Source organism: Rhodanobacteraceae bacterium (genome assembly GCA_024234055.1).
GTDB lineage: Bacteria > Pseudomonadota > Gammaproteobacteria > Xanthomonadales > SZUA-5 > JADKFD01.
Genome location: JACKOW010000008.1, coordinates 142,581 through 154,229, shown reverse-complemented (window position 1 = coordinate 154,229; position 11,649 = coordinate 142,581). Strand labels below are relative to the sequence as shown.

The 11,649-nt window shown below is 63.6% G+C and carries 10 protein-coding genes and 1 other RNA gene; 3 read left to right on the top strand and 8 right to left on the bottom strand.

The window, feature by feature from the left end:
* Window positions 1-84: 84 nt before the first annotated feature.
* Complete coding sequence (locus H7A19_14335) at window positions 85-1,998, top strand: acyltransferase (GenBank protein MCP5476006.1); 1,914 nt, start codon at window positions 85-87, stop codon at window positions 1,996-1,998.
* A 100-nt stretch (window positions 1,999-2,098) separates the two neighbouring features.
* Here H7A19_14335 and cysN read toward each other — a convergent pair whose 3' ends face one another.
* The 8 genes from cysN to H7A19_14295 form a co-directional block, all read right to left on the bottom strand.
* Window positions 2,099-4,003, bottom strand: a complete 1,905-nt coding sequence (gene cysN / locus H7A19_14330; GenBank protein MCP5476005.1) for a sulfate adenylyltransferase subunit CysN — start codon at window positions 4,001-4,003, stop codon at window positions 2,099-2,101.
* Window positions 4,003-4,899: a sulfate adenylyltransferase subunit CysD gene (gene cysD / locus H7A19_14325; GenBank protein MCP5476004.1), complete on the bottom strand. Its 897-nt coding sequence runs from the start codon at window positions 4,897-4,899 to the stop codon at window positions 4,003-4,005. The genes cysN and cysD overlap by 1 nt, the downstream gene beginning before the upstream one ends.
* A 295-nt stretch (window positions 4,900-5,194) precedes the next feature.
* Window positions 5,195-5,836 (bottom strand): ribose-5-phosphate isomerase RpiA, encoded by a 642-nt coding sequence (gene rpiA, locus H7A19_14320; GenBank protein MCP5476003.1) that lies wholly within the window; start codon window positions 5,834-5,836, stop codon window positions 5,195-5,197.
* 324 nt (window positions 5,837-6,160) lie between these two features.
* On the bottom strand, window positions 6,161-6,613 hold the full coding sequence (locus H7A19_14315) for an EVE domain-containing protein (GenBank protein MCP5476002.1): 453 nt from the start codon (window positions 6,611-6,613) through the stop codon (window positions 6,161-6,163).
* Window positions 6,614-6,869: 256 nt separating this feature from the next.
* Window positions 6,870-7,487 (bottom strand): 5-formyltetrahydrofolate cyclo-ligase, encoded by a 618-nt coding sequence (locus H7A19_14310; GenBank protein MCP5476001.1) that lies wholly within the window; start codon window positions 7,485-7,487, stop codon window positions 6,870-6,872.
* A 5-nt stretch (window positions 7,488-7,492) separates the two neighbouring features.
* Window positions 7,493-7,679: non-coding RNA, 6S RNA (ssrS, locus tag H7A19_14305), on the bottom strand.
* A gap of 10 nt (window positions 7,680-7,689) precedes the next feature.
* On the bottom strand, window positions 7,690-7,983 hold the full coding sequence (locus H7A19_14300) for a cell division protein ZapA (protein MCP5476000.1): 294 nt from the start codon (window positions 7,981-7,983) through the stop codon (window positions 7,690-7,692).
* Window positions 7,980-8,204: a TIGR02449 family protein gene (locus tag H7A19_14295; GenBank protein ID MCP5475999.1), complete on the bottom strand. Its 225-nt coding sequence runs from the start codon at window positions 8,202-8,204 to the stop codon at window positions 7,980-7,982. The genes H7A19_14300 and H7A19_14295 overlap by 4 nt, the downstream gene beginning before the upstream one ends.
* Window positions 8,205-8,567: 363 nt before the next feature.
* On the opposite strand from H7A19_14295, the gene H7A19_14290 reads away from it, so the two are divergent.
* Window positions 8,568-10,664, top strand: coding sequence for a thioredoxin family protein (locus H7A19_14290; protein ID MCP5475998.1), 2,097 nt, complete (start codon window positions 8,568-8,570; stop codon window positions 10,662-10,664).
* Window positions 10,665-10,689: 25 nt separating this feature from the next.
* Window positions 10,690-11,283 carry a thioredoxin family protein gene (locus tag H7A19_14285; GenBank protein MCP5475997.1) on the top strand — a complete coding sequence of 198 codons (594 nt, stop codon included), beginning with the start codon at window positions 10,690-10,692 and terminating at the stop codon, window positions 11,281-11,283.
* The last annotated feature ends 366 nt before the right edge of the window (window positions 11,284-11,649 follow it).

The following is an 11,649-nucleotide window of genomic DNA, read 5'->3' as shown; positions in this document are numbered from 1 at the left end:
GAGCTGTCCTCTGAAGGCGCTCAGTCAAAGGATGGTTCGGCGCCCGCCAATTCCCAAGGTGGGCTCCGAACTGATGTCCAGGCCATGCGCGGGTTCGCGATCCTGTTGGTGCTGCTGTATCACGCGCAGCTTTGGCCGGCGCCGGAGGCCGGATTTCTTGGCGTCGATATCTTCTTTGTGGTCTCGGGCTTTCTAATTACCGGGATTGTTCGGCGCGATTTGCTCGCCGGGAAATTCAGTTTTACCGAATTCTATTTTCGGCGCGCCAAGCGACTGCTGCCCGCGGCCTACATCGTTTTTCTGGCTTGTGCACTTGTCGCACCGTTGTTCTTGACGCAGCTTGAGTTTGTGGATTTCACCAAGCAGTTGCTCGGAGCCGTAACCTTCACCGGCAACATCGCCTTGTGGATGCAGACCGGCTATTTCGAAACAGCCGCCGAACTGAAGCCACTCTTGCATGTCTGGTCCCTTGCCATTGAGGAGCAGTATTACCTGCTCATGCCGGCAACGCTGGCATTCACACCGCGCAGATGGTGGTGGAAGATGGTGCTGGCAGTGACCGTGCTCAGCCTGACCCTGTGTCTGGTGATGGTTGCTGCAAAGCCCGGTGCGGTGTTCTACCTGCTTCCAACCCGTGCCTGGGAATTGGGCATCGGCTCCATGGGCGCTTTCCTGGTTGATTGGCGTCGACTCTGTTCTTTCTGGCGGGTGCTGTTTTGGCCTTCGCTGGCCGTACTTCTGATCGTGCCTTTCTTTCCCTTTGGCGGGAGCCAGCCCGGCGTGGATGCGCTGATCGTATGCACCGCCACATTGGTTGTTATCCTACGCTGTCATCCGCTGGCTGACAGGATTTCGCCAGTTCGCTGGATGGCGCGCTTGGGCGATATGTCCTACTCGCTTTATCTGGTCCACTGGCCGTTGCTGGCTTTTGCCGCCAATGCCTGGGTGATGCCGGTCCCAATGCACGTGCGCGCTGGCCTGGCCTTGCTTTCCCTGGTACTGGCGTGGACCCTGTATCGATGGGTCGAGAACCCGATTCGGCGGATTCGCGCGGTTCCAACAAAGCGGCGTGCAGCGGCCATCGCGTCAGCTTCGCTTCTGCTCATCAGCTTTGGCTACGCGCTGCAACGCTGGGACGCAAGCCGGACATCGGTTGATTTCGGGGCCATTCGGCAGGGAAACCACGGGTTGGACGGTGCCTGCGAGTACGGTGCTCGTTTCGAGAACAAGCCCGAATGTCGAACGGGCCATGCCCCCAATTATTTCTTGTGGGGTGACTCCAATGCCATGCACCTTGCCGATGCCATCAAGTCAGATGATGATGCGGGATTCATTCAGGCAACGAAAACGACTTGCGGGCCATTGATGGGAGTGTCTGTCTTCAGAGACTCGGACTATTACAATCGCGCATGGGGCTTGACTTGCCTCAGTTTCAATTCCAGTGTGCTTGAGTTCTTGGAGAACGCTTCTGAAATAGATGTAGTTGTGCTCGCCAGTTTCAATGGGCAGTATCTTCGAGGAAATAGACTGCTTGTTGAAAACTTCAGTGGCCCCGCGCGCGAACTTGTCGAACGCGAGGGCGGCATCGAAATGGCGCGTCATGGGTATAGGGCCACGATTGAGGCGATACGCGCCATCGGCAAGCGGGTTGTAATCGTGGCTCCGCCGCCCAAAACAGGATTTGATATCGGTCGGTGTCTGGAGCGCGCAGCGACTGGGCGATACTATTTTGGCGCCGACCACGAAGACTGTTCGTTTGCCGAAAGTGCGTTTCGGGAGAAACAATCCGAGGTGTTGTCGCTACTGGACGCCGTGGCCCAGGATAATCACGTTAGGGTGATCCATCTGGAGGACTTCCTCTGTCGCGACGGGCGTTGTGCCGTCAGTCTGGATGGCGTTCCCCTCTATGCAGACGGCGGGCATCTGAGTCATGGAGGTTCACGCATCATTGGCGAGCGAATGCATCTATCGAAACGCATCCGTGAGGAAGCGCGTTAGTTCCTATCGGCACGGCGACGCAAATGGACAATCTTGCGGAATAGATTCGCAGATGTCAGGTAGGCCCTTCGGGCCAACCTGACCTACAAGAGCGTTGGGGCTACATAGCCTGGATGAGTGATTGTACGACTTCATCGGCCAATATCTCGGGTGCCAGTGCGGCGGTTCTTAGCTGCAGTTCCGGGTTTTCCGGTGCTTCATAGGGCGCGTCGATGCCGGTGAAATTGGGGATGAGGCCGGCGCGGGCGCGGGCGTAGAGGCCTTTGACGTCGCGTTGTTCGCAGACTTCCAGCGGGGTGTCGACGAAGATCTCGAGGAACTCGCCGGGGGCGAACAGGCTGCGCGCGAGATCGCGCTCGGAGCGGTAGGGCGAGATGAAGCTCACCAGCACGATCAGGCCGGCGTCGGTCATCAGCTTGGCCACTTCGGCAATGCGGCGGATGTTCTCGACGCGGTCTTCCGGGGTGAATCCCAGGTCCTTGTTGAGGCCGTGGCGGACGTTGTCGCCATCGAGCAGATAGGTGTGATAGCCGGCGCCGTGCAGTCGCCGATCCACCAGATTGGCGATGGTCGACTTGCCGGAGCCGGACAGGCCGGTGAACCACAGGCAGCGCGGCTGCTGGCCCTTGATCGCGGCGCGCGCGGCGCGATCGATGCTGAGCAGTTGCCGGTGCACATTGCTGGCGCGGCGCAGGGCGAAATCGATGGTGCCGCAGGCCACGGTGGCGTTGCTCTGGCGGTCGATCAGGATGAAGCCGCCGAGGGCGCGGTTGTCGGCGTAGCGCTCGAAGGCAATCGGCGCGCTGAGGCTGATGTTGCAATAGCCGACTTCATTCAGCTCCAGGCGCTTGGCCGCCAGATGCTGCTGGGTGTTGACGTCGACCTTGTGTTTGATTTCGCCGATCTGGGCGCTGACGCTGCGACTGCCCTGCTTCAGCCAGTAGGGGCGGCCGGGCAGCAGCGGCTCGTCGCCCATCCACAGCAGGTGCACGGCAAACTGGTCGGCCACTTCCGAGGGGCTGCGCGCGGCGGCGATCAGATCGCCGCGGCTGATGTCGATTTCATCGCGCAAGGTCAAAGTCACTGCCTGGCCAGCGCCCGCGCGCGGCAGATCGCCATCGGCACTGACAATGCGGGCAACGCGGCTGCGGGCGCCGGAGGGCAGGGCGACGATCTCCATGCCCGGCTGCACTTCGCCGGAGACCAGCGTCCCGGCATAGCCGCGGAAATGCGAGTCGGGTCGATTCACCCATTGCACCGGCATGCGCAGGCCCAGATCCTGCTCGGCGCGATCGGTATCGGCCTGCTCCAGCAGTTTCAGCAGCGGCGCGCCGGTGTACCAGGGCATGGTGGTGGAGCCGTGCATGACGTTGTCGCCATTCAGCGCCGACATCGGCACGCAGTGCACCTGGGTGATGCCGAGCTGTTGGGCCAGGGTTCGATAGTCCTCGGCGATGGCCTCGAACACCGACTGCTGGTAGTCGACCATGTCCATCTTGTTGACCGCCAGAATCACCTGACGCACGCCGAGCAAGGCGACGATGTAGCTGTGCCGCCGGGTCTGCGTGAGCACGCCCTTGCGGGCATCGATCAGCACCACCGCCAGATCCGCCGTGGAGGCGCCGGTGGCCATATTGCGGGTGTACTGTTCGTGTCCGGGGCAGTCGGCAACGATGAACTTGCGGCGTTCGGTGCTGAAGTAGCGGTAGGCGACGTCGATGGTGATGCCCTGTTCGCGCTCGGCGCTGAGGCCGTCCACCAGCAGCGCAAAATCCATGGCCTCGCCTTGCGTGCCGTGCTTGCGGCTGTCGGTTTCCAGCGCCGCCAGTTGATCGTCGAAGAGCTGCAGGCTGTCGTGCAGCAGGCGCCCGATCAAGGTGCTCTTGCCGTCATCGACGCTGCCGCAGGTGATGAAGCGCAGCAGCGATTTGTGTTCGTGCTGCTTCAGGTAGGCAGCGACCTCGGCGCTGGCGTCGGCGTTTTCGGTCTGGGCGATGTTGTCCATCAGAAATAGCCCTCTTGCTTCTTCTTCTCCATCGAGGCCGCCGGATCATGATCGATGACCCGGCCCTGGCGCTCAGAGGTGCGCGCCACCAGCATTTCGGCGATGACGGCCTCCAGCGAGTCGGCATTCGATTCGACCGCGCCGGTCAGCGGATAGCAGCCCAGCGTGCGGAAGCGAATCGAGCGCAGTTCCGGCACTTCGCCCGGCTTCAGCGGCAATCGATGGTCATCGACCATGATCAAGGCGCCATCACGCTCGACCACCGGGCGCGGTGCGGCGAAATACAGTGGCACCACCGGGATCTGTTCGCGGTAGATGTACAGCCAGATGTCGAGTTCGGTCCAGTTCGACAGCGGGAAAGCGCGCACGCTCTCGCCCTTGTGCACGCGGGTGTTGTAGACGTTCCACAGTTCCGGGCGCTGGTTCTTCGGGTCCCAGCGGTGTTCGGCGCTGCGGAAGGAAAACACCCGCTCCTTGGCCCGGGATTTCTCCTCGTCGCGACGGGCACCGCCGATGGCGGCATCGAATCGATAGTGATCCAGCGCCTGGCGCAGTGCCTGGGTCTTCATGACATCGGTGTGGACGCTGGCGCCGTGCGTGACGGGCGAGACGCCCTGCGCCAGACCCTGCGGGTTGGTGTAGACCCGCACGTCGATGCCGAAGCGTTCCGGCAGGCTGTCGCGGAAGGCGATCATCTCCCGGAATTTCCACGTGGTGTCGATATGCAGCAGGGGTATCGGCGGCCGCGCCGGGTAGAAGGCCTTGCGCAGCAGATGCAGCAATACCGAGCTGTCCTTGCCCACCGAATAGAGCATCACCGGGTTGCTGAACTCGGCCGCGACCTCGCGGAAGATGTGGATGCTTTCGGCTTCGAGCCGGTCGAGATGGGTCAGCATGGGCTTGATGGGGGGAGTTCGGCGAGCGCGCAGTATGTCGCGGGTGGCAGCAGGTTCAAGTGTGGAGATGGTCATGAGATCGGACGTCTGGACGTTCAGACGGCCACGATATCAGCCGGACACGGGCGCGATATGACCATTGGGCATGAGTAAAAGCCGCGTTTGATGCGGGCTGCGTTGCGGCTTTGAGGAGGGACGCGCGCCTGCGCGGCCGCTCTTGATCTTCGGGAAAGCAAAGCGGCGTCGCAGCGCGGCGCACCCCCCAACCGCAGCCTGCATGTAAATCTCCGACACGCTACAACTCAACGCCGTTGCAGATCACCACATCGGCCTTGCGCAGTGCGAACAGGCCGACGGTCACCACGCCGGGCACCTGGTTCAGATCGCGCTCCAGTTGCTCAGGGTGGGTGATGCGCAGGCCGTGCACGTCCAGAATCTGGCAACCGTTGTCGGTGAGCACGCCTTCGCGCAGCACCGGTTGGCCGCCGAGCTTGACGATCTGGCGGGCCACGAAGCTGCGCGCCATCGGAATCACCTCGATCGGCAGCGGAAAGGCGCCGAGCAGATCCACGCGCTTGCTGTCGTCGATCAGGCAGACAAACTTGCGGCTGGCGCCCGCGACGATCTTCTCGCGGGTCAGTGCCGCGCCGCCGCCCTTGATCAGGCGGAAGTGCGGATCGCATTCGTCGGCGCCGTCGATGTACACCGGCAGATCGCCGGTGCTGTTGAGCTCAAGTACGCGGATGCCGTGTTGCTTGAGCAGGGCGGTGCTGGCCTCGGAACTGGACACCGCGCCCTCAATGTCGTGCTTGCGCTCGGCCAGCAGCGGTATGAATTGATTCACCGTGGAGCCGGTGCCGACACCGATCACGGCGCCGTCTTCGACGTAGCGCATTGCCGCCTGCGCCGAGCGGCGCTTCTGTTCGTCCTGGGTCATGGCATTGCTCGCAAGAGTTGATTCCCGGCAGTCTAGCGACTTGATCGGTACCGGGCACGAGCGCCGGGTTCGGTCGAACGCCGACAGAAGCCAAGCAGAAGCAGCGGAGCAAGCTCCGCTCTACGAGAGCATCGGTGTACGAGGCTGTTGTAGTGCCGAGCTTGCTCGAGCTTGCTCGGCAGGGTGTGCGACGAGAGCACTCGGTGTACGAGGCTGTTGTAGTGCCGAGCTTGCTCGGCAGCAGTAGCCCGGGTAAGCGCAGCGCACCCGGGGGTTGTTGCGGTGCGTCCCGGGTGCGCCTGCGGCTTACCCGGACTACGGGAATTACTTCGCCAGCGCAGTGATCGCCCGCCACTCGTTCTCACTCACCGGCATGACCGACAGCCGGTTGCCGCGCTTGACCAGCGCCAGATCGGCCAGTTCGGGCAAGGTTTTCAGCATCTCCAGCGGCAGCGGCTGCTTGAACTTGCGCTGGAATTCCACTTCAACTGCCGACCAGCGCGGATCTTCGGGCTTGCTGCCGGCATCGAAGTAGTCGCTGGCCGGGTCGAACTGGGTGGGGTCCGGAAAGGCGGCCTTGCGGATGCGGGCGATGCCGACCGCCCCTGGGACGGCGCAGCTGGAGTGGTAGAACAGCACTTCGTCGCCAACCGCCATGCTGCGCAGGTAGTTGCGGGCCTGGTAGTTGCGCACACCGTCCCAGGCCTCGCGCTTCTTGCGTTTGAGGTCGTCGATGGAAAACACATCGGGTTCGCTCTTCATCAACCAATAGGACATTCAGGGCTCCTCTTCAAAAAGACGTTCGGCATCTGTCTTTGTTGTTTCAGCTCGGACGGGCGCTGAGGCGAAAAAGCCCCGGTGAGCTGCTACGCAGCACACCGGGCTACGCGCACCAGGCGTGTTCATGGCCTGATGTCAGTGTCGGTCCGGCACAGATGGCTTGCAATGACGCATCGACGCGAGTCAATTCGCTGGCCGACTGCCCCGCCAGCATGCCCCGGGGATCCGCTTGGCGGAACCCTCGGCCAACGACTCAATCTGGCACTGCTGCTGCTCCGGTCGTCATCAACTCGCGCTCGGTCACGACAAAATCCAGCGGCACGTCCCAATCTGCCATCGGGATAGCCTCAACTTCCTGGCAGGCGTAGCCGATGCCGATCAGCCACGGGGGCCTGCGTTCTGTGCGCCGGAAGGCCAGCGCCCGGTCGTAATAGCCAGCGCCTGATCCCAGGCGTCCGCCGACGCGATCAAAAGCCAGCAGCGGGATCAGGATCACGTCCATCTGCGCCGGATCGATCAGCTCGGCAACTTCGACCAGCGGTTCGGGTATGCCGAAGCGGTTGGCCATCAGCCGTTTCTGCTGGCCGTTCCAGTGGGCAAAGCGCATTTGTGGCGCGGTGTGTTCGACATGCGGCAGATAGACGGCGCGTCCGCGCTTCAGCGCTGCGTCGATGGTGTCGCCCAGCGACAGCTCTGACGCCACCGCGGCATAGGCACCGATGCGCTGCGCGGCCATGTAGACGGTGAAGTCGTGCAGCCGATCGCGCACTGCCAGGGCGGCGTCGGTGCGTTGTTCATCACTGAGAGCGCGCCGGGCGGCGCGCGTCTGGCGCCGGAGTTCATGGCGCGCGAGGTCATCGCTGTGATCCAAATCAGGGGTCCTCCGCCGATGCCGTTGCGGGTCTCACGACCTTGATCCGTAGGATCAGGGGGGAAGAAGAACACCGCTAAAGGCGGTCCGCTGCGAGGCGGACAAGCTCATGCGCGGTGGAGAGCTCTTCCCAAGGTCGAACAACAGGGTCAAGGTATTTTGCGGACGCGCTATCGAACAACGCAGAGGACGCATGTGCATCTTAGCTGCGCGCCAGCGCCGCCTCAAGCTTGGCGTTCAACTGCCGCAGCTCTTCGCCCACATCCACGCCCACCTTCTTCAGCTCGGTGCGCGCCTGCAGCGATTCATGCGCGATATTGAGTGCCGCCATGACTGCGATGCGTTCCAGTCCGACCAGTTTGGCGCCGGCGCGGATTTCGCGCATCTTGCCGTCGAGATAGGCCGCGGCCTCGATCAGCCCCGGGCGGTCCTCTTCAGAACAGGCCACCGCGTATTCCCGGTCGAGAATATGAACCTTGACCGCCTGCTGACTCATCCGTTCTGCTCCATCGCCTTCAATCGAGTGATCATCGCCTCCACCCGCGAACGCGCCTGTTCGTTCTTGGCCAGCAGCGTGGCGCGCTCTTGCGCCAGTTGTTCCTGCGCAGCTCGCAGGCTGCGATTCTCCTCGAACAATCGAGCATTGGTATTGAGCAGACGCTCCAGCTTTTCCGCCAGAGATCTGAGTTCGCCTTCCACCGCCAAGCGTTCAGCCATGATGACCCGGCTCATCCTGCGATTCCTGATCCAAGTCTAACCCAGACTGCAAGGGCGACAGGGTGGCTTGGGCTTGCGCCGGGAGATTTCTTTGGGCGCGGGGCACGGGGTTCGGCCCGACAGCGCACACGGGCCGCGAGCCACAGGCTTGCTCGGTAGGAGCGCCCTTGCGGCGCGGCCGCTGCGTGGGACGTGGATTGCCAGTCGCGCCGCGAGGGCGCTCCTACAGGCAAGCTTGTAGTTCATGGCTTATGTGCATCCGCTTCGCGGCGACACGCGCAGTCGACGCCGGACCCGCAAGAATTGGCGGCCTGTTCGGGTCTGTAGCGGCATCACATCGGGGAATTCCGAGATTTCATGGTCATGAGCTGGAAAAAGTTCTTGTGGACCGCCGCCCTGGCGCTGGTGGCTGTCCCGGTGCTGGCCGCCGAGGGCTCGCGCGTCGCCAACGATGAGCTGGCGATCACCCTGGTCAGCGAGCAGGTGGCCCTGGTGCCTGGTGGCTCGCAGCGGCTGGGCCTGCTGATCGAACACCAACCGCACTGGCACACCTATTGGCAGAATGCGGGGGATTCGGGCATTCCGACCAAGTTGCGCTGGCATCTGCCCGAGGGCATTGCCGCCGGCGAGATTCAATGGCCGCATCCGCAGCGCTTTGATCTCGCCGGCATCATCAACTTCGGCTATGGCGATCGCGTGCTGCTGCCGGTGCCTTTGGACGTGGCGGAGGCCGTGTCCGCGCAAACCCTGCCGCTCGCGGTGACCGTCGATTGGCTGGTCTGTCGCGAAGAGTGCATACCGGGTCGCGCCGAACTCAGTCTGAGCTTGCCGGTGGCAATGGAGACCGCGGCCGATGCCCGCTGGGCCGCGGATTTCGCCGCCGCTGACGCGCGCATTCCGATGGCTGCCGATTGGCGCGCCAATGTGCGCATCGATCACGATCTGGCGCAGGTGGAAATCGAGCTTCCGGCGGATTTCCCGGCCGCTGCGCCGGTCGACCTGTATCCGGTGCAGGTGGAAGTGTTGTCCAACACCGCGCCGGCCGATCGCGCCGTGCATGCCGGCGTGCTGCACTGGCCGGCCGCGCGCAGCGACTATCTGCAGGATGTGCCGCAGACGCTGGATCTGGTCGTGGTCAGCGGCGAGCCGCCGAACAGTCGCGCCTGGCAGTTGCGGGCCGAGGTCGTGGATCTGACCAGCGCCGCGCCTGCTGCTGCGGCTGCAGATGCGTCAGTTCCAGATACCGCGGGCTCGGCGAACTCCATGTCCATCGCCACCGCCTTGCTGTTCGCCTTGCTCGGCGGCGCCATCCTCAATCTGATGCCCTGCGTGTTCCCGGTGTTGACGCTGAAGGCACTGGCTCTGCGGGGCGATGTCAGTCATCTGCGCCACGGTCTGCTCTACGCGGCCGGCAGCGTACTCGCCTTTCTGGCGCTGGCGGCAGTGCTGTTGGCGCTGCGCGCCGCAGGCGAATCGCTCGGCTGGGGCTTTCAGCTGCAGTCGCCGTGGCTGATCGGCGCGCTGGTGTACCTGTTCTTCGCGATGGGCCTGAGCCTGTCCGGCGTGTTTACCTTCGGCGAGCGTCTGATGGGGGTTGGCCAGAGCCTGACTGAAGGCGAGGGCGATCGCGCTGCTTTCTTCACCGGCGTGCTAGCGGCGGTAGTCGCCAGCCCATGCACCGCGCCGTTCATGGGCGCGGCGATGGGTTTTGCGCTGACCCAGTCCGCCGCGGTGGCGCTGCTGATCTTCGGCATGCTCGGCTTCGGACTGGCCTTGCCCTTTCTGCTGCTGTGTCTGATTCCGGGTCTGGCTGAGCGCCTGCCGCGCCCTGGCGCGTGGATGGACCGGCTCAAGCAGATTCTGGCTTTCCCCTTGTACCTGAGCGCGGTCTGGCTGCTGTGGGTCTACGGCGAGCAGTTGGGAGCCCTGGCCATGGCTCAGCTCGCGGTCGGCGCGGTCTTCCTGGCCTTCGCACTGTGGCTGCTCGGTTGGCCCGGATCGCTGCGCTGGCTGCGTGGCGCCGCCGTGGCGCTGTCTCTTCTGGCGGTGGGCTACGCGCTGCATGCCGGTGCCAGTCAGGAGCCGGTGAGCGCGCAACCGGCCTCCGGCGATCATGAGCCCTGGACTGAAGCGCGGCTGGCTGAACTGCGCGCCAGCGGCCAGCCGGTATTGGTCAACATGACCGCGGCATGGTGCATCACCTGCCTCGCCAACGAGCGCGTGGCGCTATCCACTGATGCCGTGCGAGGACGCATGAAGGAACTCGGCATGGCTTATCTGAAAGGCGACTGGACCCGCCGCGACGATTCGATCACGCGCTATCTGGCGCAATACGGCCGCTCTGGCGTACCGCTTTATGTGCTGTACCCGGCTGGTGGGGGCGCGCCGCGGGTGTTGCCGCAGTTGCTCACCCCGGAACTGGTACTGGCCGAGTTCGATGCGGTCGCCGCACCCCGCTAGACCACCCATCACAGGAGAGACCCCCATGCGCAAGACACTGCTCGCCATCACCCTGGGCCTGCTGTCGTCGGCCACGATGGCCATGACCGTCGGCGAGCCGGCCCCAGGTTTCACGCTCACCGATTCCAACGGCAAGAGCCACTCGCTGGCCGATTTCAAGGGCAAGACCGTGGTGCTGGAATGGACTAATGCCGAGTGCCCCTTCGTCAAGAAGCACTATGGCGCCAAGAACATGCAGACGCAGCAGGGACAGGCCAAGGCGGCTAATGTGGTCTGGCTGACCATCAATTCCGGCGCCCCCGGCAAGCAGGGGCAGGTCGATGGCGCAGGCGCCAATGCCATCATGGCCGCGCAAGGCTTTCAGTCAACCGCCTATCTGCTGGATGCCAGCGGTGACACCGGTCGAGCCTATGGCGCCAAGACCACCCCGCACATGTACGTGATCGATGGTGAGGGTGTGCTCCGCTACAACGGCGCGATCGACTCGATCCCCAGCGCCGATCCGGCCGATATCCCGCAGGCCGATCAGTATGTGAGCCTGGCCCTGTCCGAGATGGCTGCCGGAAAGCCGGTCAGCGTCAGCACGTCCAGGCCCTATGGTTGCAGCGTGAAGTATTGAGGCGAGGGCACGAGGGCGAGAGGGCACGAGGGCACGAGGGCGAGAGGGCGAGAGGGCGAGAGGGCACGAAAAGCTCAGAACTGCGGGCGCCTGCGGTTTCTTGCCCTCCCGGCCTCCTTCGGGCCAGTGTCTGATGCGCGAGTCGAGGTAGGTCACGTTAAAAGGAGGGGTCTACCTGACAGCTCTGTGGGAGCGGCTTCAGCCGCGATCGCCGGCAAGAGCCTGCGCTTGTAGCCCGAAGTGCGCGTAGCGCTCTGCGGGCACTGACGCGAAAGAGCCCCGCTGAGCCGCTGCGCGGCACAACGGGCTACGCGCAGCAGGCGGGGCGTGGGCCATGCGCCGTCTCGGGCCGACACACGCGGCTCT

What these genes read in the sequence shown, in the direction of transcription:
- H7A19_14335 (MCP5476006.1), top strand. Translation starts at nt 85, where the DNA reads ATGCGCGGGTTCGCGATCCTGTTGGTGCTGCTGTATCACGCGCAGCTT.
- cysN (MCP5476005.1), bottom strand. Translation starts at nt 4,003, where the DNA reads ATGGACAACATCGCCCAGACCGAAAACGCCGACGCCAGCGCCGAGGTC.
- cysD (MCP5476004.1), bottom strand. Translation starts at nt 4,899, where the DNA reads ATGCTGACCCATCTCGACCGGCTCGAAGCCGAAAGCATCCACATCTTC.
- rpiA (MCP5476003.1), bottom strand. Translation starts at nt 5,836, where the DNA reads ATGACCCAGGACGAACAGAAGCGCCGCTCGGCGCAGGCGGCAATGCGC.
- H7A19_14315 (MCP5476002.1), bottom strand. Translation starts at nt 6,613, where the DNA reads ATGTCCTATTGGTTGATGAAGAGCGAACCCGATGTGTTTTCCATCGAC.
- H7A19_14300 (MCP5476000.1), bottom strand. Translation starts at nt 7,983, where the DNA reads ATGAGTCAGCAGGCGGTCAAGGTTCATATTCTCGACCGGGAATACGCG.
- H7A19_14295 (MCP5475999.1), bottom strand. Translation starts at nt 8,204, where the DNA reads ATGGCTGAACGCTTGGCGGTGGAAGGCGAACTCAGATCTCTGGCGGAA.
- H7A19_14290 (MCP5475998.1), top strand. Translation starts at nt 8,568, where the DNA reads ATGAGCTGGAAAAAGTTCTTGTGGACCGCCGCCCTGGCGCTGGTGGCT.
- H7A19_14285 (MCP5475997.1), top strand. Translation starts at nt 10,690, where the DNA reads ATGCGCAAGACACTGCTCGCCATCACCCTGGGCCTGCTGTCGTCGGCC.